This is a genomic window from Rathayibacter sp. CAU 1779 (assembly GCF_054551755.1).
On the sequence record NZ_JBTOLK010000003.1, the window covers coordinates 283,386 to 309,359 of the forward strand.

Here is a 25,974-nt window from a genome sequence, read left to right on the forward strand (position 1 = left end):
CGGCTGCTACCAGCTGACCGGGAGCGCCTTGCCCTCCTCGTAGCCGGCCGCGGACTGGATGCCCACCAGCGCGCGGTCGTGGAATTCCTTGAGCGTGCGCGCCCCCGCGTAGGTGAACGAACTGCGCAGGCCGGTGGTGATCATGTCCAGCAGGTCCTCCACCGACGGCCGCAGCGGGTCGAGGTAGATGCGCGAGCTGGAGATGCCCTCGGCGAAGAGCTCCTTGCGTGCCCTCTCGTACGGGTCGAGCCGTTCGAATCGCTGCTGAACGGCCTTCGTCGACGCCATGCCCCAGCTCTCCTTGTAGAGGCCGCCCGCCTCGTCGCTCTGCAGACGTCCCGGCGCCTCGACGGTTCCCGCGAACCACGATCCGATCATCACGGATGCGCCGCCCGCGGCGAGCGCGAGCGCCACGTCGCGCGGATACCGCACTCCGCCATCCGCCCACACGTGCGCGCCCAGCTCGCGGGCCGTCGCGCTCGTCTCGAGCACGGCGGAGAACTGCGGACGTCCGACGGCGGTCATCATGCGCGTCGTGCACATGGCGCCGGGCCCGACTCCGACCTTGAGGATGTCCGCACCCGCCGCGACGAGATCGCGCACCGCCTGCTCCGTCACCACGTTCCCGGCCACGAGCGGCACGCCGAGCCCGAGGCGCGCGACCGTGTGGATCGCGCGACGCATGCCGTCCTGATCGCCGTGAGCGGTGTCGAGCACGAGCACGTCCACGCCGGATGCGACGAGAGCGCGGGCGCGTCCCTCGACGTCGCCGTTGATGCCGATGGCTGCTGCGACCCGGAGCCGGCCGTGAGCGTCGAGGGCCGGCCGGTAGATCGTGGAGCGCAGCGCGCTGGTGCGGCCGACCGTGCCGATCACGCGACCATGGTCGAGCACCGGTGCGAAGTCGAGGTCCGCAGCGGCCAGCAGGTCGAAGGCGGCGCGGGCGTCCGGCACGTCCTCGGCGTCGATGGAGGCGAGAGAGCCGTGCAGCAGTTCGCCGAGCCGCGCGTCGGGAAGGGCTGCGGCGAGGTCGACTGCGGCGAGGCATCCGACGTATCTGTCGTCCGCGTCGTGCAACACGATGCCGTGCCCGGCCAGCGGCGGTACGACCTGAAGCGCGTCTGCGACGGTCTCGTCGGGGCTCATCACGAACGACGAATCGAAGACCACCGGCTGCGCCTTGACCCAGTCGATCGCCGCCTCGAGGTCCTGCGGGTGCATGTCCTGTGGCAGCACGCCCAGCCCGCCGCGGCGCGCGAGGGTGGCCGCCAGGCGTGGACCGGTCACCGAGTTCATGTTGGCGGAGACGATCGGGATCGTGGCTCCCGTGCCGTCCTCCGGAGCGAGCGACACATCGAGGCGGCTCGTCACGTCGGATCTGCTGGGTACGAGGAAGACGTCCGAATAGGTCAGGTCGTGCGTCGGCGCCGTGCCATAGAACTGCATGAACCCCACGTTAGAGGCGATTGGGGTGAGAGTCACCGGAGCATGCTCGGATGACCGAACCCATTGAGCGCCTGAGCGGCGCGGCCGCAACGCGACGGGCCCGACACGCTCGCATTCGCATGCGCCTCGCACGAGACGGCTCGGCCGCCCTGTTAACCCGGGTGCGCGCCCGTGCATCGCCGAGTCGGCATCGTGACCGTACCGTGACTGTCGTCGACGGGCGCTCGGATGCCATGCAGCCCCTCGTTCTCCCCCGTCGGGTCCGGTCGCTGAGGAGGTTCAGCTGCGATGTGCGGGTGACGTCAACGCCGCGCCTGACAACGGGCTTCAGACGATTCGATTAGGCTTGATGACTGGCCGGAACGGCCCATCGCCTGTGCCCTCAGCGATCCCGTCCGGCGGAGATTCCAATCAACGAAGAGAGTGGGCGAACGGCTGTGTCGAGCCAGTTGACCGGGGTAGGAACAGACGAGGGAGCATCGGGAGAGTTCGGAGCCAACGAATGGCTCGTCGACGAACTCTACGAGCAGTACGTCGTCGACAAGAATTCGGTCGACAGGTCGTGGTGGCCCATCTTGGAGGCCTACACGCCCGGCAAGGCCGAGGCCGCCAACAGGCCGGCCCCCGATGCGGCGCCGTCCGCTCAGACTCAGCCCGCTGCATCCGCTCCCGAGGCGTCCGCTCCGGCCGCGACACCGGCCGTGGTCGCTCCTGCGCCCGCAGCGCAGCCGGCAGCCGGACAGCAGGCCGCGCAGCAGCAGCCGACCGCTGCCGCCGCGGCACCCGCGTCGACGACTCCCGTGCCGCCGGCGCCCGCGGCATCCCCGGCTCAGACGGACGCCGCTTCCGCGACCCAGCCCGTCGCCCGCACCACCTCCGCCGCGCCGCGCCCCGCACCGGTCCCCGCTGACGCTCCCGTGACCTCTCCGCAGTCCGTCGTGCGCGCCGAGGAAGAGGGCGAGGAGGAGCGTCAGCCCGTCGCCACCCCGCTGCGCGGCATGGCGAAGACACTCGCCAGCAACATGGACGTCAGCCTCACGGTGCCGACGGCGACCAGCGTGCGCACCATCCCGGCGAAGCTGATGATCGACAACCGCATCGTGATCAACAACCACATGTCGCGAACGCGCGGCGGCAAGGTCAGCTTCACGCACCTCATCGGATGGGCGCTGATCCAGGCGCTCAAGGAGTTCCCGAGCCAGAACGTCTACTACGACGTCGTCGACGGCAAGCCGTCGGTGATCGCTCCGGCGCACGTCGGCCTGGGCATCGCGATCGACATCCCGAAGCCCGACGGATCCCGCGCCCTCCTCGTTCCCGCCATCAAGCGCGCCGAGTCGCTCACCTTCGGCGAATACCTGTCCGCATACGAAGACCTGGTGAAGCGCGCCCGCGGCAACAAGCTCACGGCGGATGACTTCAGCGGCGCGAGCATCTCCCTCACGAACCCGGGCGGCATCGGCACCGTGCACTCCGTGCCCCGCCTCATGAAGGGCCAGGGCTGCATCATCGGCGCCGGCGCCCTCGAGTACCCGGCGGAATTCCAGGGATCCAGCCTGAAGACGCTCACCACGCTGGGCATCGGCAAGACGATCACGCTGACCAGCACGTACGACCACCGCGTCATCCAGGGTGCGGGTTCCGGCGAGTTCCTGAAGATCGTGCACGAGCTCCTCACCGGGCAGCACGACTTCTACGAGGACATCTTCTCCGCCCTGCGCATCCCCTACGACCCGATCCACTGGGCCGAAGACATCAGCGTCGACCTGGCCAGCTCCGTCGACAAGACGGCCCGCGTGCAGGAGCTCATCAACGCATTCCGCGTGCGCGGCCACCTCATGGCCGACATCGACCCGCTCGAGTACAAGCAGCGCACCCACCCCGACCTCGAGATCGCCTCGCACGGCCTCACGTTCTGGGACCTCGACCGACAGTTCGTCACGGGACGCTTCGGCGGCGACAAACACACGATGCTGCTGCGCGACATCCTCGGCGTGCTGCGCGACTCGTACTGCCGCACGGTGGGCATCGAGTACATGCACATCCAGGATCCCGCCCAGCGCAAGTGGATCCAGGACCACGTCGAGGTGCCGTACGAGAAGCCCACGCACGACGAGCAGCTGCGCATCCTGCGCAAGCTCAACGAGGCAGAGGCGTTCGAGACGTTCCTGCAGACCAAGTACGTCGGTCAGAAGCGCTTCAGCCTCGAGGGCGGTGAGTCAACGATCGCGCTGCTCGACGCCATCCTCCAGGAGGCCGCGCAGGAGGGTCTGGACGAAGTCGCCATCGGCATGGCGCACCGCGGCCGGCTCAACGTGCTCACGAACATCGCGGGCAAGACGTACGGTCAGATCTTCCGCGAGTTCGAGGGAACCCAGGATCCGCGCACCGTCGGCGGGTCCGGCGACGTGAAGTACCACCTCGGCACAGAGGGCACCTTCACGGGTGCCGCCGGCGAGGAGATCGCGGTCTACCTCGCGGCGAACCCGTCGCACCTCGAGGTCGTCGACGGCGTGCTCGAGGGCATCGCGCGCGCCAAGCAGGATCGTCGTCCGGCAGGCACGTTCCTCACGCTGCCGATCCTCATCCACGGTGACGCCGCCATGGCGGGCCAGGGCATCGTGGTGGAGACCATGCAGATGTCGCAGCTGCGGGCGTACCGCACGGGCGGCACCATCCACGTCAACATCAACAACCAGGTCGGATTCACCACGCCGCCGAGCGAGGGCCGCACGTCGGTCTACTCCACCGACGTGGCCAAGACGATCCAGGCGCCCATCTTCCACGTGAACGGCGACGACCCAGAGGCCGTCGTGCGTGTCGCCGAGCTGGCGTACAAGTTCCGCCAGGAATTCAAGAAAGACGTCGTCATCGACCTCATCTGCTACCGCCGACGCGGGCACAATGAGGGCGACGACCCGTCGATGACGCAGCCGCTGATGTACAACCTCATCGAGGCGAAGCGTTCCGTCCGTCGCCTCTACACGGAGGCTCTGGTGGGTCGCGGCGACATCTCCGAGGCGGAGTACGAAGAGGCGCACCAGGACTTCCAGGATCGTCTGGAGCGCGCGTTCGCGGAAACGCACGCGGCGCAGACCGGGTCCATCCCCGTCATCTCCGGCGACCCGAACGCGATCAACGACCTCGAGCGTCCCGACGCTCAGCAGGATGCCGCGCGCGGCGAACTCGCGACGACCGGCGTCACCGAGCAGGTCATCCAGACCATCGGCCAGGCGTTCGACAACAAGCCGGCCGGATTCACCGTGCACCCGAAGCTGCAGCAACTGCTGACCAAGCGCGTGGAGATGACCCGCAACGGCGGCATCGACTGGGCGATGGGTGAGCTGCTCGCCCTCGGGTCCGTGCTGCTGGAGGGCACGCCGGTCCGTCTCGTCGGCCAGGACTCGCAGCGCGGCACCTTCGTGCAGCGCCAGGCCGTGCTCCACGACCGCGTGAACGGTCAGGAGTGGCTGCCGCTGGCGAACCTCAGCGACAACCAGGCGAAGTTCTGGATCTACGACTCGCTGCTCAGCGAGTACGCCGCGATGGGCTTCGAGTACGGCTACTCGGTCGAGCGTCCTGACGCCCTCGTGCTGTGGGAGGCGCAGTTCGGCGACTTCGCGAACGGCGCGCAGACCGTGATCGACGAGTTCATCTCCTCTGCCGAGCAGAAGTGGGGACAGCGTTCGTCTCTCGTGCTCCTGCTTCCGCACGGCTACGAGGGCCAGGGCCCCGACCACTCGTCGGCACGCATCGAGCGTTACCTGCAGCTGTGCGCGGAGAACAACATGACGGTGGCGCGTCCGTCGACGCCCGCGTCGTACTTCCACCTGCTGCGCCGTCAGGCCTACGCCCGGCCGCGCAAGCCGCTCGTGGTGTTCACGCCGAAGGCGATGCTCCGCCTGCGCGGCGCGACGAGCGACCTGTCGGACTTCACGTCCGGTTCGTTCCAACCCGTGCTCGACGACCCGCGCGAGGTCGACAAGGCCGCGGTGAAGCGCGTGCTCGTCATGGCGGGCAAGGTCTACTACGACGCGAAGGCGGAACTCGAGAAGAACCCGAACGACGAGATCGCCCTGGTTCGCGTCGAGCAGTTCTACCCGTTCCCGGCTGAGGAGCTGCGCTCCACGCTGGCCTCGTATCCGAATGCGGAGTTCTTCTGGCTGCAGGACGAGCCGGAGAACCAGGGCGCATGGATCTACATGGCCCTCGAGGCCGCGAAGGCGGGTCTGCCGCCGTTCGGCGTGTTCTCGCGTGCGGCATCCGCTTCCCCCGCGACGGGATCGGCGAAGCGCCACGCACAGGAGCAGACCGAGCTGCTGAAGCGGGCGACGACGCTGTAGCGCTCAGGTAGGCGGAAGGGGCCGGATGAACGAGGGTTCGTCCGGCTCCTCGTCTTTCGCCGATGGCGTTCTGAAGGCGCGTCGGCCGCCGTCCGCATCGTCGTTCCATGAACCTCGAGCGCAGCCTCATCGCGCCTGCGTCCGCTCTGGAATATGCAGTCGAGCTCGCCGTCTTCGGTCGACTCGTCGGCACCTGGCGAGTATGCAACGCATCGTTCTCCGGGGCCACCAGCAGCTCGGCGGACAGCGAGTTGAGCTGGACCTTGGGGTGGATCATTGCGGCCGAGGAGTCCAGGATGTCCTCGTCGACGCGGCGCCCTGCTCGCGTGTGCGGAGCGGGGCGCGTGCGGCTTCGCGTCGCTGCTCAGCCCAGGTGCGTCGCCTGGATGCTGCGCAGCTGTGCCAGAACCTGCACTCGAAGCTGCTCGGGGGCTGTCTCCTTGCAGGCACGCTGCACGACTTCGGTGAGCACGATCCCGACGTGCACCTCGCTCTGGCAGTCGTCACAGTTGGCGAGGTGGTCGCGGATGTCCGCCGCGTCGTCGGCCTGCAGCTCGTTGTGCAGGTATTCCTCGATGTCTTTCTTGGCCTTGTCGCAGCCGCAGTCGCTCATCTGGTGCTCCCGGTGTTCTGCACGGCGCTGACCTTCGGGTCGGCCGGTCTCGTCGACGCGGCCGCGCCGCTGTCTCGAACGGCACCGCTCTCTCGAACGGCACTGTTCTCTCGAACGGCACTGAGGCCGCGCTCGTGCGCGTAATCCGTCAACAGCTCGCGGAGCATTCGCCTGCCACGGTGCAGACGGCTCATCACGGTGCCGATCGGGGTCTTCATGATGTCGGCGATCTCCTGGTAGGAGAACCCCTCGACGTCGGCCAGGTACACCGCCAGACGGAAATCCTCCGGGATGGACTGAAGCGCGTTCTTCACGTCGGAATCGGGGAGGTGGTCGATGGCCTCTGCCTCCGCCGAGCGCGAACTCGACGAGGTGGTCGACGTCGCACCGCCGAGCTGCCAGTCCTCAAGATCGTCGATCGCGTTCTGGTACGGCTCGCGCTGCTTCTTGCGGTACGTGTTGATGAACGTGTTCGTCAGGATGCGGTAGAGCCAGGCCTTCAGGTTCGTGCCCTGCTTGAACTGGGCGAACGCCGCGTAAGCCTTGACGAACGTCTCCTGGACGAGATCCTGCGCGTCAGCCGGGTTGCGCGTCATGCGCAGTGCGGCCGCGTACAGCTGGTCCATGAACGGCAGGGCCTGCTCTTCGAACAGGGCGCCCAGATCCTGGCCTGCCCCCTGGTCTGCAGAATTCGCGGCGGGGGTGGATCCCTCGATTGGAGTCGACATCACCGCCCAGTCTAGGCCGGGCACCTTCGGGCTCTCCGAGCGGCGGATGCCCGCGGCGGCTCGTGCCGCGAGTCGGCGCGTCGACGAGGTGACGGGTGCGCTCAGCAGTGCCTGCGGCATCCGTGTGCTCCTCTCGGGACGGCATCTCGACTGGGTCTCGACTCCTGCGATGCCTCAGCCTTCCGGCCTGGTGGTCTCGCAAGATCGTTACTCTTGACAATCGATGCTGATCTCGAAATATTCCGCACCGGACTTCGATCCGTACGGTGACAATCGTCCGGAAGAGCCGCCGACGCTCTGGGCCGCCCCAACGGCCGACGCGCCGCTGCGCTCCACCCTCTCGCTTCCGGGCTCGAAATCGATCACGAACCGCGAGCTCGTGCTCGCCGCGCTGGCGGATGCTCCGTCCCTTCTTCGAGCACCCCTGCATTCCAAGGACAGTGCCAACATGGTGGGCGCCCTGCGCGCCCTCGGCACCCGCATCGAGGATCGCGAGGGATCCGGCGGATTCGGATCGGACTGGCTCGTCACGCCTGGCGAGATCACCGGCAGCACGACGATCGACTGCGGTCAAGCCGGGACGGTGATGCGGTTCGTGCCGCCGGTCGCTGCGCTCGGCCTGGGCCCGACGGTCTTCGACGCCGAGGACTCCGCGCGCGGACGTCCGATGGGCGGCATCGTGACGGCACTCCGTGCGCTCGGCGTCGACATCGACGATTCGGGTCGCGGCGGCCTTCCGTTCACCGTGCACGGCACGGGCACCGTGACCGGCGGGTCCATCGAGATCGATGCGTCGGCGTCCAGCCAGTTCGTGTCGGCGCTTCTGCTCTCCGCTGCGCGTTTCGAGAACGGCTTGCACCTGAAGCATGTCGGCGAGCGGCTGCCCAGCCTCCCGCACATCGAGATGACGATCGACGCTCTGCGCCGCCGAGGGGTCGACGTGCAGTCTCCGGCCGTCGGTGAATGGGTGGTCGCCTCCGGTGCCATCGGCGGTCGCGACGTCGACATCGAGCCCGACCTGTCCAATGCGGCGCCATTCCTCGCGGCGGCACTCGTGACCGGCGGCAGCGTGACCATCACGGGATGGCCGGATGTCACGACCCAGGTCGGCGCCGACCTCGCCGACATCCTCCCCGCGTTCGGCGCGACGGTGGAGCGTTCGAACGGATCGCTGACCGTGCGCGGCGGCGACGGCATCCGCGGCGTGGAGCTGGACCTCTCAACGGGTGGCGAACTCGCACCCACGGTGACAGCTCTGGCGGCGCTGGCGGATTCCCCCAGCACGATCACGGGGATCGGACACATCCGCCACCACGAGACAGATCGCCTGGCGGCGCTGGCCGCCGAGATCAACGGCCTGGGCGGCGAGGTCGAGGAGCTCGAGGACGGCTTACGCGTGACGCCCCGGCCGCTGCACGGCGGCGTCTGGCGCAGCTACGAGGACCATCGGATGTCGACCAGCGGCGCCCTGATCGGCCTCGCCGTGCCGGGTGTTGAGGTCCACGGCGTGGAGGCGACGCACAAGACTCTGCCTCAGTTCACCGCGCTGTGGCGTGACCTCGTCTCGGGATCCGAATCGAGAACGGCATCCGGATCCGGTCACTCCGTCGACGGGCTCGTCGGGTGAGGATCGCCGTCGCGTGAGCTGGTGGGACACCGACGACGAGGAGACGCCGTACGACGAGTACGACGAGACGTCGGTGCGCATCCGACCGAATCCCAAGGGGAACCGGCCACGCACGAAGACCAGGCCGGAGCACGAGGATGCCGTCGTCGCTCGCGTGCTCGGCGTGGACCGCGGTCGATACACCGTGCTCATCGACGAGGACTCCGCGGACGAGCATGAGGCGATCGCCGCGCGTGCCAGCGAGCTGCGCAAGCAGGCCGTCGTCACCGGTGATCGTGTCGACCTCGTCGGCGACGTGAGCGGTGAGGATGGCACACTGTCGCGCATCGTCCGCATCAGGGATCGCAGCACCCTGCTGCGCCGCAGTGCCGACGACACCGATGCCGTGGAGCGCGTCGTGGTCGCGAACGCCGACCAGATGCTCATCGTGGTCGCCGCTGCCAATCCGGAGCCGCGGACCCGTCTGGTCGACCGCTACCTCGTGGCGGCATACGACGCGGGCATCGCTCCCCTGCTGTGCGTCACGAAGACGGATCTCGCCGATCCGGGGCCCTTCCTGGAGAACTTCGCCGGGCTCGACCTGCCCGTCTTCCTCTCCACCACCGGCGGCCCCACCACGTCGGGCATCCCGCTCGATGAGCTGTATCGCGCCTTGGCCGGACACGACACGGTGGCCGTCGGACACTCCGGAGTCGGCAAATCGACGCTGGTCAACGCTCTCGTCCCCGGAGCGGATCGGGCGACGGGTCACGTCAACGAGGTCACGGGCCGCGGACGCCACACCTCCTCGTCGACCGTCTCGCTCCGGCTCCGCTCCCCCTACGGCGGCGGATGGATCATCGACACCCCCGGCGTACGCTCCTTCGGGCTCGGTCACGTGGATCCGGCCAACATCCTGCGTTCCTTCACGGATCTCGCCGCCATCGCCGAGAACTGCCCGCGCGGATGCACCCACCTGCCGGACGCCCCCGACTGCGCGATCATCGAGGCCGTTGAGGCCGGCGAACTCGGTGACCGCGGCCCGGCGCGCCTCGACTCGCTGCAGCGCCTCCTCGCCACGTTCGCCTGAGCCGCGACATTCCGACGCCGTCCTCCGCTGTCCCGTCGTGCCGCATCCGCTGTCCCATCGCATCGTTCCGCTGTCCCTTCGTGCCCCTTCGTGGCGCGCAGGCGGCACAAAGGCACAGCGGAACGATGCGGCTGGGCGCTCGGCCCAACCGATTACCGTTGAGGCATGAGCGAAACGTCTGCGACCCGGTCCCGCCTCGCCGAGGGCGACACCGCCCCCGACTTCACCCTCCTCGATCAGGACGGCAACGAGGTCTCGCTGCACGACTTCGCCGGGCGAAACGTGGTCGTCTACTTCTATCCGGCCGCCATGACGCCAGGCTGCACGAAGGAGGCATGCGACTTCCGTGACAACATCAACTCGCTGGCCTCCGCCGGATACCAGGTGCTCGGCATCTCGAAGGACGATCCGACGACTCTGGCGAAGTTCCGCGACCGGGACAGCCTGAACTTCCCGCTGCTTTCCGACACCGACCTGCGTGTGCACAAGCTCTACGGTGCGTACGGCGAGAAGTCGCTGTACGGCAAGGTCGTCACGGGTGTGCTCCGGTCGACGTTCGTCGTTGACGAGAGCGGGAGCATCCGTCTCGCGCTCTACAACGTGCGCGCAACGGGACACGTCGCCTCACTGCGCAAGAAGCTCGGTCTCGCCGCCTGACCGCGCCAGTGACGCGTCGACGGGCCTTCGTGCGCCGCCGGGTCGGACGTCAGCGCTTCGTCGCAGGCGGAGCGGTCGACGCCGACGACTCGTCGTCCGCACTCTGCGACTCCGTCTGACGCGCGGTGGCGCGCGTCACGGAGGGCGCCAGCGCCAACCCGATCCCGAGTGCGGCGACGATGATCAGCACCCATCCCGCCTCGGGAACCGCCGTCACTCCCGTGAAGGAGCCGATGGCGATCGCGAACACCAGGATGTGCAGCGTGATCGTCGACCCGCGCATCCACGAGCGGCGGCGGGCGGCGCCGACCGTCGTCAGGACCACCCACACCGCGCACAACGCCGCGATGATCAACAGCGCGAGACCCGTCGAGACGTCGGATGCCGCAGCCTGCGCCGCCTGCACGCTCAGCCAGATCACGCCCGCGATCAAGCACAACGACTCGAGGGACAGAAGCGCCACCAGGCATCCGAGTAGCACAGGAAACGACTTTTCGGGCCGGTCATCGCCACTATCGGGCTTCTGTTTCCGGTCTGTGTTCACAGCGTTATCCCATTCGAAACTCTTGATTTGGCACTACCAGTATGCGAGCATTTCCTAGTCGAGTTGACGCTCACAGGGTGGTGGGCAAGCGTCCGTCTTCCAGGATCGCGGTCCACCAGGTAATCGTTCTCCGGCGAGGTTGTACAACGACCACGTCGATCGGATCGGAACCGGTCGGTTTCGATCCGTGGAAGTCATGACCCTGAGACTCGGCGCTTACCCGAATCTGGCCTTCGGCCATGCCCGCGTCTGATGGCGCATGCAACAAATAAGGAGCACCCTCATGGATTGGCGCGACAAAGCCGCCTGCCTGACAGCCGACCCGGAACTCTTCTTCCCGGTGGGTAACACGGGGCCGGCAGTCGAGCAGATCGAAAAGGCGAAGGCCGTCTGTGCCCGGTGCACCGTTACCGAGACTTGCCTGCAGTACGCTCTCGAGACCGGACAGGACTCCGGCGTGTGGGGTGGACTCTCCGAGGATGAGCGCCGCGCCCTCAAACGTCGCGCCGCGCGAGCGCGTCGCGCCTCCTGACCCGCGAGGTCCTCATCGCCGACGACCTGCCGATACCCGATCGGCAGGCGCTCCCCCGACCGTGAGGCGGCGTCCTCCGGTCTCGCCCTGCGCAGAGAGCTCAGGCCTTGCGCAGATAGCGCAGCGGCACCTCGATGGTCACCTCGGTTCCCGAACCGACCATGGTGTGCCAATCGATCGTGCCGCTCAGTTCGCCTTGGATGAGCGTACGCACGATCTGCGTGCCGAGGCCGTCGCCGACCTTGCCTTCCGGCAGCCCTGAGCCGTTGTCCTTCACCTTGACAGTGAGCATCTCCGGCGAGCGGTCCGCGATGATCTCCACCTCGCCCGACCGACCGGCCAAACCGTGCTCGACGGCGTTCGTGACGAGCTCGGTGAGTGCGAGCGCGAGCGGTGTCGCGTACTCGCTCGGAAGCTCGCCGAAGCTTCCGGACGACTTCGGATGCACTGTCGTGTTGTGGGTGCTCGCGACCTCGGCCACCAGCAGCAGGACACGATCGAACACGTCGTCGAAGTCGACGATCTGCGCGAGGCCTTCGGACAGGGTGTCGTGAACCACCGCGATGGCCGCGACGCGCCTCATCGCCTGGCCGAGAGCATCCCTGGCCTCTTCGGAGTGCGTTCGGCGTGCCTGGATGCGCAGCAGCGACGCCACGGTCTGCAGGTTGTTCTTCACACGGTGATGGATCTCGCGGATCGTCGCGTCCTTGGTGATGAGCTCCTGCTCCTGATGGCGCATCTCCGTGACGTCGCGGCAGAGCACGATCGCTCCGGTCCGTTCGCCGTGCGTGCGGATCGGGATGGTGCGCAGTGACACCGTCACGCCGCGCGCCTCGATGTCCGTGCGCCAGGGTGCGCGACCGGTGACGACGAGCGGAAGCGACTCGTCGACGACGGAGTTCCCCATCAGCAACCGGGTCGTCACGACGGCGAGCGACTCGCCCTCCAGTTCCTCGGTGAATCCCATGCGGTTGAAGGCCGAGAGGGCGTTGGGGCTGGCGAACGTGGTGACGCCGTCGACATCGAGGCGAATGAGACCGTCGGATGCCCGCGGCGCACCCCTGCGCGGACCGGACGGAGCGCCGAGGTCGGGGAAGTCGCCGGTGGCGATCATGCTGAACAGGTCGTTCGCGCAGGCGTTGAAGGTGAGCTCCTGGCGGCTTGGCGTGCGCGCCTCGCTGAGGTTCGTGTGCCGGGTCATCACGGCGATCGGCGTCGGGACGACCTTCGCGCTGGATGCCGACACGCGCCGGAACACGGGTACCGCGCGAACCCTGGTGGGCATCTCCTCGTACCAGTCGGGGGCGTGCGAGTCGACGATCGCCCCCGTCTCGAACGCCTCGGTGGCGAGGCCTTTCCACTCGGCACGGATCGACTGCCCGACGAAGTCCCGGTAGAACAGGGTGGCAGCGCTCGACGGACGCGAGTGGGCGACGGCGATGAAGCCGTCATCCGTCGGCACCCAGAGCACGATGTCGGCGAACGCGAGGTCGGCGAGCAGCTGACAATCACCGACCAGGAGGTGCAACCACTCGATGTCCTCCGGGGTGGAACGGCCGTGCGCCACGACGAGATCACTGAGTGTTGACATCGCTTCAGTCTAGGAGCGCGCTGGAGCTTGGAGGGACGGTCCGGTGGACCGTTGCCGCGACGCCAGCGCCGGCACAGCTGTGCTGCACCGGCAGACCACCACCCTCTCGACCTCCCCGCGACACCAACGCCGCTGCAGCTGTGCTCCAGCATCTGGACCTCACCCGATCAAGCGCCCCGCGATTCGAGCCTCGCTCCCTCGACGACGGGCCGCGGCCTGGCCGCGTGGCGACGACGGCCGAGCTGCGGCTCGGGCGCCGGAGCGAGCTCTCGTTCGACGAAGCGGCGGATGGCCGCGCGAGCGGGCGATTTGGGTGCGGCATCGCGGAGCGTGCGACCGGAGAGCACGGCAAGGTCGAATCCCGCCGGGTCGTCCGGGATCAGGGCGGCGGGTTCGACTCCCCCGAACCGCCGCAGCGTCGAGGCGACCTGGGCGAACGGATTCGCGCCCACCGCGGAGGTTCGCACCCGGTTCACGATCACGTGCGGCGGCGTCTCGTGCGCTGTCTCCACCAGGTCGCCGAACGCACGCAGAAATCGCGACAGACCTACCGGATCCGCGAGCCCGACTGCGATCACGTCGTCTGCGGCCTGCACCGCCGTGAGCGTCGCCGCGTTGCGCCGGGGAGCGAACAGGTCGCTGGTGATCTCCTCGTCGGTCTCCAGGCTGAATCCCAGGTCGACCACCGTGTAGTCGACCCAGCTGCGGCACTGGGCGAGCACGCGCTCGACGCGATCCGCCGTGAGTTCCGGCCAGCGGGCGGCGCGTCCGATTCCGGTGAGCACCCAGAACGCACCCCGCGGGCTCGCGTACCGCTGCGCCACTCGGGTGAGCTCGTCGTGGCTGAGCGCATCCGATGTGGCGAGCCGGCAGGCTGCCGCGAATCCGGGAGCCTCGTCGAGGAGCCCCAGCGCGGGGGCAACGGCGCCGCCATACGGATCTGCGTCCGCGAGCACGACGCTGTGCCCGAGGGCAGCGAGCTCGGCGGCGATCGTGATCGCAACGGAGGTGCGTCCTGGCGCGCCTGCCGGGCCCCAGACGGCGATGATCCGCGACTCGTCTCTCGCGCCGATCGGGCCACCGGCACGGGACGGGATGACGCGCACCCCGCGCAGCGACGGCTCGATGGCGGGCCAGTCGGCGCCGGCATCCAGGGCGTCGTAGACGCCGACGGAGAGCGCATGTCGCCGCTCCGACTCCCCCGCCGCGAGCACGACGAGCCGCACGCCCGCCTGGTCGCAGGCCGCGACGACCTCGGCGGAGAGCCGCCCTCGAGCACCGCCGACGACGGCGACTTCGACGTCGCGTTCGGCGATCGCCGCGAGAAGCTCCTTGCCCGTCGACACGCGCGCCACGACGAGATGGCCGGATGCCGCTGCCTCCGCAGCCACCCGCTCCAGCGTCCGTCGATCCAGGCACAGTGCGACGGCGGTCATCCGGCGCTGCCCGTCGGCGTGGGCACCGCGGTCGCCGTGCGCGGTGCGGACGATGCCTCCGATGCCGCGGCCGTGGCATCCGCGCTGGTGGGCACGACCGAGATGGCCTCGCCGTCCGCGATCGCCTGAAGCACGGCGGCGACACGGCTCGCCGGCACCCGCAATTCAACAGACACGGACGACCTCCCGGACACCAGCGCATCGTCGCGCGACACGGAGACGACCACCGCACCGGACACAAGCACGAGCGGTGGCGCGTAGTTCTTGTCACTCGCCGTGTGGGCAGCCCAGACATCCGCCGTGGATCCTGCGTTCACCGATGCGGCGACAGGCCCGGATGCCGTCACGACGACGCTCGTCAGCCTCGCCTGCACCGTGTTGCTCACGGCCTTTGCCGGCACGAGTTCGCCCTCGCGCACGGACCGGGTGACGACCGCGTCGGCAGGCAGTGCGCCCTCGGCGAGGTAGCGGTCGGATGCCGGCACCCGCACGCTCGCGACCGTGAGGTCGTCGGCGTGCACGACATCGCCCTCGACGAGCGTGCTGCGAGCCACGTACACCCGCACGGTGCGGTTCTGCACCGAGAGCAGCGCCCACACCCCGACGACCGACGCGACGATGAGCACGATGCCGACGGCGAATCTCGGATCGACCCAGAATCTCCGAGGTCTCGCTCCCGTTGACCCGCTCATGTTCCTCCTCGTCGACGACAACCTGAGCGTCCGCTCAGCCACGCGAACCGGCATTCCGCTGTCGCGCGTGAGACCATCGTGCCGATCCTGGGCAAGTCGTAGGAAAGTTATCCACACCGCAGAGGCTGTCGAGCGCGTCCCGCCATAATCGAAGGCATGACCGCCGACCGTTCGGACGATGTGACGCGCTTCCTGACCGTCGCCGACGCTGCGGAGGTCCTCAATGTCGCACCATCCGACGTGATCGGTCTCCTCGAGACCGGAGAGCTGCCGGCGATCCGTGTCGGCCGGCCGGGCGCGTGGCGCATCGAGCGAATCGAACTCGAGGCGTATATCGCCGCCATGTACGAGGAGACCCGGCGCCGGGCGCTGTTCGAGCAGTCGGACCTGGCTGCCATCCCCGAGCTGTCCGGCGGCCGCATCATCTGGCACGACGAGGACTGATCGACGCCCCTGTCCGTGTGCCGAGCGTCGCGACATGGCCCGGGTGGCTCTGACCATTCCGGGTCGAAGGGGATGTGCTCCCGCACACGCTAGAGCCGCACGATCACCACGGATGCCATCGGCACGATCCGCACACCGCGCACGTTGCTGGAGCGTCGCGGCGTCCCCCGCTCATGCACTGCTAGGTCGAAATGGTCTCGTGCGACACGGTCGATGGTGCCGTGGATCGTCGCACTCCCGGTCGTCACGGACACCGCGGCGCGCCTTCGTGCCAGGTCCCGCAGAGCGAAGGGCAGCCCGAGGCGGTCGATCAGGCGAGGCGACGGATCGCCGGGACGCACGGCATCCGGGTCCGGCTCCGCGGTGAGGCTGCGTTCAAGCTGATCGGCGTCGAGGACGACGGATGCGATGGCATCGAGCGGGACGATGACACGCGGGCCGATGCCGCGCGCTGCACCGCCGCCTGCGGCATCCGTCGTCGATTCGCCGGAGACCCAGTCCCGGCCGAATGTCGCGGGACGCAGCCGTACGTCGCTGCCGTCGATCAGCCAGAGATGCACCGGATCCGGTCGTCTGCCCGCCGTCTCGGATGCCGCGCGCAAGCGGTTGCGCAGCGTCAGTCGCCCAAGGCGCAGCCGCTCCTCTTCGACGCGCAGTTCGAGGTCGTCGACGCCGAGCTCGTGCTCGAGCTGGCTCTCGAGGTCATCGAAGAGGTTGTCCCAACGCATGACAGGACACCTTAACGGCTGGCCATCACCGGCAAGCCGAGTTGTCAACAGGGCACGAACGCCGTGGACGCTCCTGTCTGGCCGCTGGTTGAGTGCATGCCGAAAGACCCCCGAAGGCGGGACACCGACCCCGCCTTTCTCGCCCCCGAGCAGAGGGAGTGCCGCGATGAGCCAGGCGTCGACACCGTTGCCCGATCCCGACCCGCGTGCGGAGGGCATCGGTCGCAGCGACGGAGCGACAGGTCGCGTTCCGTTACGCCAGGGCTTCGGCGACGACTACTTCATGGCGCAGCCGTCCCGTCGCGGCGAACTCCCCGATCCGCAACCGCTGATCGAGAACCTCGCACGCTGCATCCTCGAGGTGCTGGCGGGCGCCAGGGATCTCGAGCAGCTGATGCGCTGGGTCACCGATGACGTCTACGCCACCCTCTTGCACCGAACTGTGCTCGCCGAGCGAGCCAGGCGGGTGAAGGGCCAGGCGACCGTCCGTCCTGCGCTGAGCGTGCTCAGCACGCACCTCTGCGAGCCGCGCGACGGCGTGATCGAGGCGACGGTCATCGTTCGCAACCCCGTGCGTGTGCGGGCCGTCGCCATCCGTCTCGAGGGACTCGATCGACGCTGGCGGGCCTCGGCGATCAGCGTGTTGTAGGTCGTTCGGGGCGCGCCCGGTGGAATGTCCTCCGAGTGCACTCTGCGCAGGGCGCATCCCAGCGCAGGTCTACGGCGACGGCGCCCTGCTGAAGCGGACTCCGACGATCGCGGGGTCCGCTACGCCGATCGCACTCACCGTCGACATCACCGGCGTGCATCAGCCGACGCTGACGGTGGGCGACGCCGGAGACGGGAACGGCCACGACAACGCCGATTGGGCTGACGCCGAGATCGAGCGCACTCCCTGATGACGCTGCCACGTGAGGGTGCCCCGGCGGCGTGATCGCCGTCGGGGCACCTTCATGTCTGGTTCGTCGATGCAGCGGACCTTCTTGATCGGTCTGCGGCAGCTCTGGTCAACGACGGCGGCGCTCCTGTGCGCGTCGCTCAGCGCGGTTCTGGGGCGCGGCTTCGCCGGAGTCGTCACGCTGTCCGAACGCGCCACGCGACGCGGTCTGCTGCTGCTGAACCGACGCGTTCTCCTGCTGAGCGGCGAGCTGCCTGCGACGGGCGCGCTCCGCGCGATCGGATGCCGCGCCGTCGATCTGACCACGCTGGTTGCGCACCTCGACGCTTCCGTCGTCGCTCGGCGCCGAGTAGCTGAGGCGCTGCTGCTCGTTCGCTGCCGGGGTCAGACCCTTGGCCTCGACCTCGGTGATCTCACCCGCGGCCTGTGTGACCTCGACCTCGAGGTTGAACAGGAATCCGATCGACTCCTCGCGAATGGCGCCCATCATCTGCTGATACATGGTGAAGCCCTCGCGCTGGTACTCCACCAGCGGATCGCGCTGTGCCATGGCACGCAGACCGATGCCGTCCTTGAGGTAGTCCATCTCGTAGAGGTGGTCGCGCCAGCGACGGTCGATCACCGACAGAACGACCCGGCGCTCGAGCTCGCGCATCGCCGGGGAACCCAGCTGACCCTCGCGACGCTCGTAGGCGAGCCGCGCATCCGAGAGGATCTCCCGCTTGATGTAGTCGCGGTTGACGCGGCCCTTGTTGCCGACCTCTGCGATGACCTCGTCGATCGAGATATCGATCGGGTACAGCACCTTGAGATCGGACCACAGCGCGTCGAAGTCCCAGTCGTCGGCGTTCGCCTCTGCCGTATGCTGCTCCAGCACCTCGGAGATGACGTCCTCGAGGAACTGCTGGACGCGCTCGTGCAGATCGTCGCCCTCGAGGATGTGCCTGCGGTCGCTGTAGATCGCCTCGCGCTGGCGGTTCAGGACGTCGTCGTACTTCAGCACGTTCTTGCGGATCTCCGCGTTGCGCGCCTCCACCTGCGACTGGGCGGAGCGGATGGCGCGGCTCACCACCTTGGACTCGATCGCCAGATCGTCGGGAACGTTGCTGCGACCCATCAGGCTCTCGGCCGCACCGGCGTTGAAGAGGCGCATCAGGTCGTCGGTGAGCGACAGGTAGAACCGGCTCTCGCCCGGGTCGCCCTGGCGACCGGAACGACCGCGCAGCTGGTTGTCGATGCGGCGCGACTCGTGACGCTCGGTGCCCAGCACGTAGAGGCCACCCACGTCCACGACCTTGGCGGCCTCCTCGTTCACGGACGCCTTGACGCGCTCGAAGACCGCGTCCCACTCCGCCTCGTACTCATCGGGTGTCTCGACCGGGTTGAGGCCGCGAGCGTTCATCTCTGCGACCGCGATGAACTCGGCGTTGCCGCCGAGCATGATGTCGGTTCCACGACCGGCCATGTTGGTCGCCACAGTGACGGCGCCGAGCCGGCCGGCCTGCGCCACGATCGCGGCCTCACGCGCGTGGTTCTTCGCGTTCAGCACCTCGTGCCGCACGCCCTTCTTGGCGAGCAGGCGCGAGAGGTACTCGCTCTTCTCCACGCTCGTCGTGCCGACCAGCACGGGCTGGCCCTTCTTGTTGCGCTCGAGGATGTCTTGGGCCACCTGGTTGAACTTGGCCTCCTCGTTCTTGTAGACGAGGTCGGGCATGTCCTTGCGGATCATCGGCTTGTTCGTGGGGATCGGCACCACGCCGATCTTGTAGGTGGACATGAACTCCGCCGCCTCGGTCTCGGCGGTACCTGTCATGCCGGACAGCTTCTTGTAGAGGCGGAAGTAGTTCTGCAGCGTGACGGTGGCCAGCGTCTGGTTCTCCGCCTTGACCGGCACGCCTTCCTTGGCCTCGATGGCCTGGTGGATGCCCTCGTTGTAGCGGCGTCCGACGAGGATGCGACCGGTGTGCTCGTCGACGATCAGCACCTCGTCGTTCATCACGACGTAGTCCTTGTCGCGCTTGAACAAGGCATTCGCCTTGATGGCGTTGTTCAGGAACGAGATGAGCGGTGTGTTCGCCGACTCGTAAAGATTGTCGATGCCGAGGTAGTCCTCGACCTTCGCGATGCCCGGCTCCAGCACGCCGACCGTACGCTTCTTCTCGTCGACCTCGAAGTCGACCTCAGGCTCCAGGCGCGTCGCCAGACGGGCGAACTCGTTGAACCAACGGTTGGCCTCGCCGCTGGACGGGCCGGAGATGATGAGCGGGGTGCGCGCCTCGTCGATGAGGATGGAGTCCACCTCGTCGACGATCGCGAAGAAGTGTCCGCGCTGCACCATGTCGGACGCCTGCCACGCCATGTTGTCGCGCAGGTAGTCGAATCCGAACTCGTTGTTGGTGCCGTACGTGATGTCCGCGAGGTACTGCTCGCGACGCTCGTCGGGCGTCTGGCCCGCGAGGATGACACCCGTCGTCATGCCAAGGGCACGGAACACGCGCCCCATCAGCTCACCCTGATAGCTGGCCAGGTAGTCGTTCGTGGTGATGATATGCACGCCGCGGCCGGCGATCGCGTTGAGGTACGCCGCGGTGGTCGCCACCAGGGTCTTTCCTTCACCGGTCTTCATCTCGGCGATGTTTCCGAGGTGCAGCGCTGCGCCGCCCATGATCTGCACGTCGAAGTGCCGCATGCCGAGCGTGCGCACTGATGCCTCGCGCACCGCGGCGAACGACTCAGGCAGCAGATCGTCGAGCGACTCGCCGCCGACGTACCGCTCACGCAGCTCGACGGTCTCGTTGCGCAGCTCCTCGTCGGTGAGGGCTTGGAAGTCTTCCTCGAGCGCGTTCACGGCGCGGGCATACGCCTCGAGCCGCTTGAGCGTGCGGCCCTCGCCGACACGCAGCACCTTTTCGAGAACTGAGGCCACTGATGCACTCCAGATGGTTCGTGGGGGATGCCGAAAGCATCCATCGTCCCGGGTGGACGCGTGCCGCCCGCGGGGCGACAACGCCACCCATGTTACCGGGCTGTGACCTGAGGATGCCGGACGGCTGCTGAGCGTGCGCCACGTACGCGGGATCGCGGCTGATGCCTTGTGTCCGCCGCCCAGCCCTGGACGAGACTCTCCGATTCGAGCACTCGTCTCGGCGAACCGTTCGGCAGCGAACTATGCCGATCCCGTCGCGACGACACCATCCGGTGGGTTAGGCACGACGACGTCGCCTGCGAGAGACGAAGCCCGGAGTGAGGAGGCCCAAAGCGCCCAGCGCGATCGCGACCGCCGCCGCGAACGGAATCCAAAGCGACGTGTCGGTTCCCGTGTTGGCAAGCTCCGCAGCGGATCCGCTCGCGGTGGGCGTGGGCGTCGGAGTCGGAGTCGGAGTCGGCACAGTCGCGTACTCGTCGGTGACGGTCACTGTGGCCGTTGTCCGATCTTCGATGGTCACTTGCTCGGGATCGATGGTGGTGCCTGTGAGATCAGCACTGTCATTGGCACCGGTTGCGGTTTCGCTGAGGGTGCAGACCCATCCGGCCGGTATCGGAGAGATCACGGGAAGATCGTGCATACCGGCTGCCGCGGCGCCCGGCAGCGTGGCCGTGTACGTCTGCGATCCGCCTTCTCCCGAGCACTCCGCTGTCACTGTGATGTCACCCTGCAGACCCGCTCCCTCGCCCGCCACGTTCTTGAGGATCTGGAGCGAGCCCGCCGCATACGGGACGGCAGTGACACCGGCACGAATCGGAAGATCGGTGTTCTGCGCCAGGATCAGCTTCTGCGCAGAGTCCCGACCCGGGTTCGACCCGTCGTAGAGAAACACGGTCCCCTGCAATACGGACTGGACGGATGTCAATCGGAAGCCCTGTAGCGGGAGCATCGAAAGATACTTCATCCAGAGCTGCGATCCAGGAGTGACGGTCGCGCCGTTGGCCAGGGGTTGGGTACCCGCCGAATCCGCATACACCTGCACACCGAGTTCCTCGAGTGTGCCGAAGGCAACGGTTCCTCCGACGGTGAACGGGCCGACGAGGTCACCGGTGGTGGGAACGTTTGCACTGTTCGGCGTAATCGTGAGCGTCGGTTGCGGCGGCTCGCTGCCGGTCGCATTGGCCTGTGCGTCGGCGATGATTCCGGCCGCCGCGGACCGCACCGTGTCGTCGGAGGCGAGCACGAACTGATCGCTGAAGAACCAGATCGCGGCCTGCACTGCGGCCACCTTCTCCACCAGCGTTCCGGCCGGCGCGGTGGGCACGGTGGGGAAATAGTGCGTGAGGATGTACGTCACGTACACGAGGTTGGGAACGTTCGCCTCGGTCCAATCGCCCAGCGTGTAGTTGACACCCTGGGTCGTGTCCGTGTGCAGGTCGATGCAATACGCCAGACCTTGGATCGGACCTGTCGGGTCGTTGGAGTCACGCATCACGATCTGCGCCGTGGTCTCCGTGACGATGGCGGCGCCTGTCGGTGGTGCTGCGGGATAGGACGTGGTTCCCGTCACAGTGGAGTCCACCGCACCTCGCACCGAGCCCAGATTGAGGAAGGATCCGATAGTCGTCTCGGTGGCGATGCCACCCGAGCCCGCGCCGATCGGCCCTCCCGGACTCGGCACGGCCTGCGCTGGCAGCGTCGTCGTGATGCCGAGAGCCACGACGCCAACCAGCACCGCGATCAGACGCGACAACACGCGCGCCTTGCCGTGCGAACTTCGATTCCTCATGGTCCCCCCGGCCATCGGCTCCTGACCGATGTTCGCATCAAGAGAAGTCGAACTTCAGTTTCCTACAGAGACCGCCAGGGGTACAAGGGTGGCACAGGACCGCGCCTTCTTCGCCGCGCCGCGGATTTCAGACGCGGCGTGGGGCGCGCACCTCGCCTCCGGTACGCGCCCCACGTCGCATCGCCGCGGACAGCCGAGCGACGAACGGAGCCGTCGCCCCGCCGCGGCTCAGCTTCGTCCCAGCTTGCGCGACGCCGTTGCGACCTCCTGGAGCTCGTCCGCATCCTCGTCGAGTCCGATCACGCCGTAGTCCCAGCCCTTGCGGCGGTACACCACAGACGGACGTCCCGACTCCTCGTCGATGAACAGGTAGAAGTCGTGTCCGACGAGTTCCATGTAGTACAGAGCGTCGTCCACCGTCATCGGCACGGACGCGAAGACCTTCTTGCGGATGACGACCGGGCAGTACTCCTCTGCTTCTTCCGTCTGCTGCGCATCCTGCACCACCGGAACCCCGCCGGTACGCACCTGCTCGAGCACCGCGACGGGCGCAGGAGTCACGTCGACACGGCCCAGCCCGACGGTCGATGCCTCACGCACGGACGGCGGACGGTGCAGCCCGCGGTGGATCTTGCGGCGATCCTTCGCGCGCCGCACGCGTTCCAGCAATCGCCCGATAGCCAGGTCGAAAGCCGCGTATTTGTCTGCTGCCGTGGCCTCGGCACGAACGACGGGACCGGGTCCGATGAGCGTGAGCTCGACGCGGTCGTCCCCGTTCTGACCTCCGGACTTCTCGTTGTGGCGGGAGACCTTGATCTCCAGCGAGAGGGCGCGTTCCGCAAGCGATCCGACCTTCGCGGCCTTGTCGGTCGCATATTCACGGAAGCGATCGGTGATGCCCACGCCGAGTCCGAAGATGTTGATTTCCATGGCAACCTCCGCTTCCAGTGCGGCCGTCACCCGTTCGGAAGGGCGGCTGGACCGACACCTTTTCCCCTACCGTAGACCGGCCCACCGTGGATGTCATCAGCCATATGGAAGGTGAACGCCATGTGACGCCGCGGTGTCGCGCAATCACGGCGTGACCACGACTTTTTCCTTCGGGAACCGGCCTCTCGAATTGCCGCTCCGGCGTGTCACGCACCGCTCCGCCGAGGCGTCCTGGCGAGCACGGCGGCCCCGACGACGATGGCGCCGGCGGATGCCAGCGCCCGCCTCGCCTCCAGCAGCGTGGCCCCTGTGGTGAGGATGTCATCGACCAGCAGCATCCGCTCCCCCGCGACCGCGCGCCTCGCCTCCAGCCACTCCGATCGGTTCGCTCGCCGTGAGTCAGCGGACAGCCCTACCTGATCCGCGGCCTGTCGACGGGCGCGAAGCATCGGCTCCGCTCTGAGACCGAGATGCTGCAGCAGGAGGCCGACGGGAGAGTATCCGCGGGCGCGGCGTGCCGAGCGCGACGACGGAACGGTGACGAGGTGCAGCGACGCGGAGTGGCGTTCAGCGGACCATCGGACCGCGAACGCGATCGAGGCGGCGAGCGCAGGGGCGAGGCGGGCCGCGGCATCCGTACGTCCGCCGTCTTTGAAGGCCGCAATCGACGAGCGCACGACGCCGTCGTAGTCCAACGCCGCGGCCACCGGCATGCCGTTCAGGTCGATGGTTCTCACGGAGGGCGACAGGCTGCTGGCGCACGCTTCGCACAGGGACCGGTCAGCGGTGCCGCAACCCGCGCACGAGGTGGGGGCGACGACGGCGAGCGCGTCGAGCAGCGCGGATCGCACGCGCGGTCGGTGGTCGGGCGCGGCACGAGAGCGTGTCGAGAGGGCAGTTCGCACGGCGTCGGGAGGAACACGGAGGGAGGTTGCTTCTACTGCGGCGGGCATCTGATCAGTGTGACGTGCCAGCGAGGCGTGTCGGACGTCTTGCACAGGCATCGGTGCACTTCGGCGTTTCAACCTGCCGTGGGGAGGACGAGTGCCGTGGTGTGAAACGGTGCGATTCTCCGGGAGGCAGACCGCCACTGCCGTCGCGCGCCCGGGGCACAGTGTGCACATTCGAGACCAGAGATGCACCGACCAAGAACGGGCACTCTCGGGGAGAGAAACGGGCACCCTCGAGAGGAGAAACGGGCACTCTCGGGGAGAGAAACGGGCACTCTCGGGGAGAGAAACGGGCACCCTCGGGGGCTACTGCGGCTTGCCGAGCTGCTGGCCGATGAACTGCACACCGTCGATGCGCTCCTGCCATCCGGCGCCGCGTGGCCACTGCAGCGATCCGTTCTCGGTGAGCACCCAGTAGTAGGGGCTCGCGCCCACCGGACCGATCGATGATCCGTCTGTCGGTCCGGGCTCCGAGGTCGTCTGCCCGCCGATCGACTGCACGTCGATCGTGCTGTCGTCGCTCGACCCCGCGGCGAGAGCGGCGACCGTGTGATCGTCGAGCCACGTCAGAGAGGTGGCCGTTCCGCCCGAGACGGGACCGAGATCGATCGGCGTCGAGACGCTTTCCGGTCTGCCGGTGGCCGTGCGCACGACTCCCGCGACCTCGATGTCGACGCCGCTGTCGGTGCGCACGAGGGCCGCGAGCCGGGTGCCGTCGCGCGACATGGCGATGGCCACGATGGTCTGCGCGTCGGGCCAGGCGGCGGTCAACGTCGTCGCCGTTCCGTTGGAGCCCATGACCACCAGTTCGGACGGCTTTCCGGCGGACGCGCTCCACGCATAGTTCGACGGATCGAGCGTGGGAGCCACGAGTCCCGGTCGTGTGTCGAAACGGACCGGATCGTCACCGGTCCTGATCACCCATGCAGCGTCGGATGCCAGCACCGCCGCGCCGCGATGGTCGGCGGACAGGGTCGCCGCCGACGGCGACAGCCCCTCGACCTTGGCCGAGATGTCCGGGATCTCCATGACGCTCGTGCCGGAGAGGAGTCCGAACTTTCCGCCGCGCATCACGAGCGCGTTCCCGTCGACGCTCGGGTCGTTCGTCGGCTGCGGTGACAGCACGTTGGGCACCGAACGCTGCACGCCCTCGAACGAGATCCGCACGTCGTTGATGCCTGCGACGGAACTGAGGGACTCGGAAAGCTGCAGCTGCATGCGGGCCAGCGTGCTCTCATCCGCTGTGCCCGCCGTGCTGTTGAGGTCGACGTCCGCCTGGCCGCCGGTCACTGTGACCGAGTCTGAGGTGAGCTGTGAGCCCTGCGGGAAGGCGGTGACGTAGGCGCCGGCCAGCCATTTGGCCGGACCCTGGACCAGTTCCTTCACCACGCGTGTCTGCAGGGACGCCGGCGAGTTCGGGAACCAGCGTTGATCAGGCACCAGGAAGCTCAGGTCCGGACTGAAGAAGTACAGCAGGTGCGAGGTGAACACGTTCGTGAAGCGCGAGCTGTCGATGACGACGCCGTTGGGCGCCTTCGAGATGCGCCACTCGCCACCCTCCTTCGTGAAGGAGTACTGCTGCCGGATGTCGGTGGGCGACTCGGCGCGGCTGTAGGTTCCGTCGGCGTCCACAAACGCGACGGGTGCGAGCGTGAGCTGCTTCTGGTTCGTGTCCAGGGTGGAGTAGTCACGCTGGGAGGCCGTGTCGACCGTGACCGAGGCGTCGGGGTTCCACCTGCTCTGGAAACCCGACGTGAGGAACTCGCGCGCCACCGAGTAGTCGCCCTGGGGCGAGACCGCGGCCTGCACGAATCCCCGCAGGATGTCGTCCTGCGTTGCCCCGGTCTGCGGACCGCTCGGCAGGAAGTCGACCTGTCCGAGTCCGTCGTTCTGCTCCGTGATCGGGCCGACCTCTTTGACCGCACTGGTGCGCGGAATCTGCGCGCATCCGGCGATCAGTGCCAGAACGGCAAGCGCGGCAGCAGCGACCAAGGCGGTGTGGCGTGTGCGGATGCGATGGAGACTCATGCG

At 67.8% G+C, this 25,974-nt stretch carries 21 protein-coding genes; 8 read left to right on the forward strand and 13 right to left on the reverse strand.

Annotated features, from left to right (window positions below):
• Positions 1-6: 6 nt before the first annotated feature.
• A complete protein-coding gene (gene guaB1, locus ACX9R5_RS15480; protein WP_459410105.1) occupies positions 7-1,446 on the reverse strand; it encodes a GMP reductase in 1,440 nt (479 codons plus the stop codon).
• A 437-nt stretch (positions 1,447-1,883) separates the two neighbouring features.
• Between guaB1 and ACX9R5_RS15485 the strand changes: the two genes are divergently transcribed.
• Positions 1,884-5,789 carry a multifunctional oxoglutarate decarboxylase/oxoglutarate dehydrogenase thiamine pyrophosphate-binding subunit/dihydrolipoyllysine-residue succinyltransferase subunit gene (locus ACX9R5_RS15485; protein WP_459409941.1) on the forward strand — a complete coding sequence of 1,302 codons (3,906 nt, stop codon included), beginning with the start codon at positions 1,884-1,886 and terminating at the stop codon, positions 5,787-5,789.
• 364 nt (positions 5,790-6,153) lie between these two features.
• Here ACX9R5_RS15485 and ACX9R5_RS15490 read toward each other — a convergent pair whose 3' ends face one another.
• Both ACX9R5_RS15490 and ACX9R5_RS15495 read right to left on the reverse strand, forming a co-directional pair.
• Positions 6,154-6,402, reverse strand: a complete 249-nt coding sequence (locus tag ACX9R5_RS15490; RefSeq protein ID WP_459409942.1) for a zf-HC2 domain-containing protein — start codon at positions 6,400-6,402, stop codon at positions 6,154-6,156.
• Positions 6,399-7,130 (reverse strand): sigma-70 family RNA polymerase sigma factor, encoded by a 732-nt coding sequence (locus ACX9R5_RS15495; protein WP_459410106.1) that lies wholly within the window; start codon positions 7,128-7,130, stop codon positions 6,399-6,401. The genes ACX9R5_RS15490 and ACX9R5_RS15495 overlap by 4 nt, the downstream gene beginning before the upstream one ends.
• A gap of 223 nt (positions 7,131-7,353) precedes the next feature.
• On the opposite strand from ACX9R5_RS15495, the gene aroA reads away from it, so the two are divergent.
• The 3 genes from aroA to bcp all read left to right on the forward strand — a co-directional run bounded on the left by aroA (position 7,354) and on the right by bcp (position 10,483).
• Positions 7,354-8,757 carry a 3-phosphoshikimate 1-carboxyvinyltransferase gene (gene aroA / locus ACX9R5_RS15500; protein WP_459409943.1) on the forward strand — a complete coding sequence of 468 codons (1,404 nt, stop codon included), beginning with the start codon at positions 7,354-7,356 and terminating at the stop codon, positions 8,755-8,757.
• Positions 8,758-8,770: 13 nt separating this feature from the next.
• A complete protein-coding gene (gene rsgA, locus ACX9R5_RS15505; RefSeq protein ID WP_459409944.1) occupies positions 8,771-9,826 on the forward strand; it encodes a ribosome small subunit-dependent GTPase A in 1,056 nt (351 codons plus the stop codon).
• A 165-nt stretch (positions 9,827-9,991) separates the two neighbouring features.
• A complete protein-coding gene (bcp, locus tag ACX9R5_RS15510) occupies positions 9,992-10,483 on the forward strand; it encodes a thioredoxin-dependent thiol peroxidase (RefSeq protein ID WP_459409945.1) in 492 nt (163 codons plus the stop codon).
• 49 nt (positions 10,484-10,532) lie between these two features.
• Here the strand turns inward: bcp and ACX9R5_RS15515 are convergent, their stop codons facing one another.
• Positions 10,533-10,946, reverse strand: coding sequence for a hypothetical protein (locus ACX9R5_RS15515; protein ID WP_459409946.1), 414 nt, complete (start codon positions 10,944-10,946; stop codon positions 10,533-10,535).
• Positions 10,947-11,310: 364 nt separating this feature from the next.
• Here ACX9R5_RS15515 and ACX9R5_RS15520 point away from each other — a divergent pair, with 364 nt between their 5' ends.
• Positions 11,311-11,559, forward strand: coding sequence for a WhiB family transcriptional regulator (locus tag ACX9R5_RS15520; protein WP_146322482.1), 249 nt, complete (start codon positions 11,311-11,313; stop codon positions 11,557-11,559).
• A 100-nt stretch (positions 11,560-11,659) separates the two neighbouring features.
• Here the strand turns inward: ACX9R5_RS15520 and ACX9R5_RS15525 are convergent, their stop codons facing one another.
• The 3 genes from ACX9R5_RS15525 to ACX9R5_RS15535 all read right to left on the reverse strand — a co-directional run bounded on the left by ACX9R5_RS15525 (position 11,660) and on the right by ACX9R5_RS15535 (position 15,278).
• Positions 11,660-13,150, reverse strand: a complete 1,491-nt coding sequence (locus ACX9R5_RS15525; protein ID WP_459409947.1) for a sensor histidine kinase — start codon at positions 13,148-13,150, stop codon at positions 11,660-11,662.
• A gap of 167 nt (positions 13,151-13,317) precedes the next feature.
• Complete coding sequence (locus tag ACX9R5_RS15530; protein ID WP_459409948.1) at positions 13,318-14,586, reverse strand: AAA family ATPase; 1,269 nt, start codon at positions 14,584-14,586, stop codon at positions 13,318-13,320.
• Entirely contained in the window at positions 14,583-15,278 is a 696-nt protein-coding gene (locus ACX9R5_RS15535; RefSeq protein ID WP_459409949.1) for an SAF domain-containing protein, read from the reverse strand. Before ACX9R5_RS15535 ends, ACX9R5_RS15530 begins: the two co-directional genes overlap by 4 nt.
• A 156-nt stretch (positions 15,279-15,434) precedes the next feature.
• On the opposite strand from ACX9R5_RS15535, the gene ACX9R5_RS15540 reads away from it, so the two are divergent.
• Positions 15,435-15,722: a helix-turn-helix domain-containing protein gene (locus ACX9R5_RS15540; RefSeq protein WP_459409950.1), complete on the forward strand. Its 288-nt coding sequence runs from the start codon at positions 15,435-15,437 to the stop codon at positions 15,720-15,722.
• 89 nt (positions 15,723-15,811) lie between these two features.
• Here ACX9R5_RS15540 and ACX9R5_RS15545 read toward each other — a convergent pair whose 3' ends face one another.
• Positions 15,812-16,450: a hypothetical protein gene (locus ACX9R5_RS15545; protein WP_459409951.1), complete on the reverse strand. Its 639-nt coding sequence runs from the start codon at positions 16,448-16,450 to the stop codon at positions 15,812-15,814.
• A gap of 166 nt (positions 16,451-16,616) precedes the next feature.
• On the opposite strand from ACX9R5_RS15545, the gene ACX9R5_RS15550 reads away from it, so the two are divergent.
• Together ACX9R5_RS15550 and ACX9R5_RS15555 are read left to right on the forward strand one after the other, a co-directional pair.
• On the forward strand, positions 16,617-17,099 hold the full coding sequence (locus tag ACX9R5_RS15550) for an Rv3235 family protein (RefSeq protein ID WP_459409952.1): 483 nt from the start codon (positions 16,617-16,619) through the stop codon (positions 17,097-17,099).
• A 19-nt stretch (positions 17,100-17,118) separates the two neighbouring features.
• Complete coding sequence (locus ACX9R5_RS15555; RefSeq protein ID WP_459409953.1) at positions 17,119-17,349, forward strand: NPCBM/NEW2 domain-containing protein; 231 nt, start codon at positions 17,119-17,121, stop codon at positions 17,347-17,349.
• Between the two features lie 108 nt (positions 17,350-17,457).
• On the opposite strand, the gene secA is transcribed toward ACX9R5_RS15555, so the two are convergent.
• The 5 genes from secA to ACX9R5_RS15580 all read right to left on the reverse strand — a co-directional run bounded on the left by secA (position 17,458) and on the right by ACX9R5_RS15580 (position 25,971).
• On the reverse strand, positions 17,458-20,274 hold the full coding sequence (secA, locus tag ACX9R5_RS15560) for a preprotein translocase subunit SecA (RefSeq protein WP_459409954.1): 2,817 nt from the start codon (positions 20,272-20,274) through the stop codon (positions 17,458-17,460).
• Between the two features lie 277 nt (positions 20,275-20,551).
• Positions 20,552-22,063: a DUF5979 domain-containing protein gene (locus tag ACX9R5_RS15565; protein ID WP_459409955.1), complete on the reverse strand. Its 1,512-nt coding sequence runs from the start codon at positions 22,061-22,063 to the stop codon at positions 20,552-20,554.
• A gap of 228 nt (positions 22,064-22,291) precedes the next feature.
• Positions 22,292-22,993 carry a ribosome hibernation-promoting factor, HPF/YfiA family gene (gene hpf, locus ACX9R5_RS15570; protein ID WP_459409956.1) on the reverse strand — a complete coding sequence of 234 codons (702 nt, stop codon included), beginning with the start codon at positions 22,991-22,993 and terminating at the stop codon, positions 22,292-22,294.
• Between the two features lie 206 nt (positions 22,994-23,199).
• On the reverse strand, positions 23,200-23,730 hold the full coding sequence (locus ACX9R5_RS15575; protein WP_459409957.1) for a ComF family protein: 531 nt from the start codon (positions 23,728-23,730) through the stop codon (positions 23,200-23,202).
• Between the two features lie 519 nt (positions 23,731-24,249).
• Positions 24,250-25,971, reverse strand: a complete 1,722-nt coding sequence (locus tag ACX9R5_RS15580; protein WP_459409958.1) for a GerMN domain-containing protein — start codon at positions 25,969-25,971, stop codon at positions 24,250-24,252.
• Positions 25,972-25,974 lie beyond the last annotated feature (3 nt).

Excerpts from the sequence above, each read along its gene's own strand:
- hpf (WP_459409956.1), bottom strand. The coding sequence starts at position 22,993 with ATGGAAATCAACATCTTCGGACTCGGCGTGGGCATCACCGATCGCTTC.
- bcp (WP_459409945.1), top strand. The coding sequence starts at position 9,992 with ATGAGCGAAACGTCTGCGACCCGGTCCCGCCTCGCCGAGGGCGACACC.
- ACX9R5_RS15530 (WP_459409948.1), bottom strand. The coding sequence starts at position 14,586 with ATGACCGCCGTCGCACTGTGCCTGGATCGACGGACGCTGGAGCGGGTG.
- ACX9R5_RS15580 (WP_459409958.1), bottom strand. The coding sequence starts at position 25,971 with ATGAGTCTCCATCGCATCCGCACACGCCACACCGCCTTGGTCGCTGCT.
- ACX9R5_RS15525 (WP_459409947.1), bottom strand. The coding sequence starts at position 13,150 with ATGTCAACACTCAGTGATCTCGTCGTGGCGCACGGCCGTTCCACCCCG.
- ACX9R5_RS15540 (WP_459409950.1), top strand. The coding sequence starts at position 15,435 with ATGACCGCCGACCGTTCGGACGATGTGACGCGCTTCCTGACCGTCGCC.
- guaB1 (WP_459410105.1), bottom strand. The coding sequence starts at position 1,446 with ATGCAGTTCTATGGCACGGCGCCGACGCACGACCTGACCTATTCGGAC.
- aroA (WP_459409943.1), top strand. The coding sequence starts at position 7,354 with ATGCTGATCTCGAAATATTCCGCACCGGACTTCGATCCGTACGGTGAC.
- ACX9R5_RS15520 (WP_146322482.1), top strand. The coding sequence starts at position 11,311 with ATGGATTGGCGCGACAAAGCCGCCTGCCTGACAGCCGACCCGGAACTC.
- ACX9R5_RS15545 (WP_459409951.1), bottom strand. The coding sequence starts at position 16,450 with ATGCGTTGGGACAACCTCTTCGATGACCTCGAGAGCCAGCTCGAGCAC.
- ACX9R5_RS15550 (WP_459409952.1), top strand. The coding sequence starts at position 16,617 with ATGAGCCAGGCGTCGACACCGTTGCCCGATCCCGACCCGCGTGCGGAG.
- ACX9R5_RS15535 (WP_459409949.1), bottom strand. The coding sequence starts at position 15,278 with ATGAGCGGGTCAACGGGAGCGAGACCTCGGAGATTCTGGGTCGATCCG.
- ACX9R5_RS15565 (WP_459409955.1), bottom strand. The coding sequence starts at position 22,063 with ATGAGGAATCGAAGTTCGCACGGCAAGGCGCGCGTGTTGTCGCGTCTG.
- ACX9R5_RS15495 (WP_459410106.1), bottom strand. The coding sequence starts at position 7,130 with ATGTCGACTCCAATCGAGGGATCCACCCCCGCCGCGAATTCTGCAGAC.
- ACX9R5_RS15490 (WP_459409942.1), bottom strand. The coding sequence starts at position 6,402 with ATGAGCGACTGCGGCTGCGACAAGGCCAAGAAAGACATCGAGGAATAC.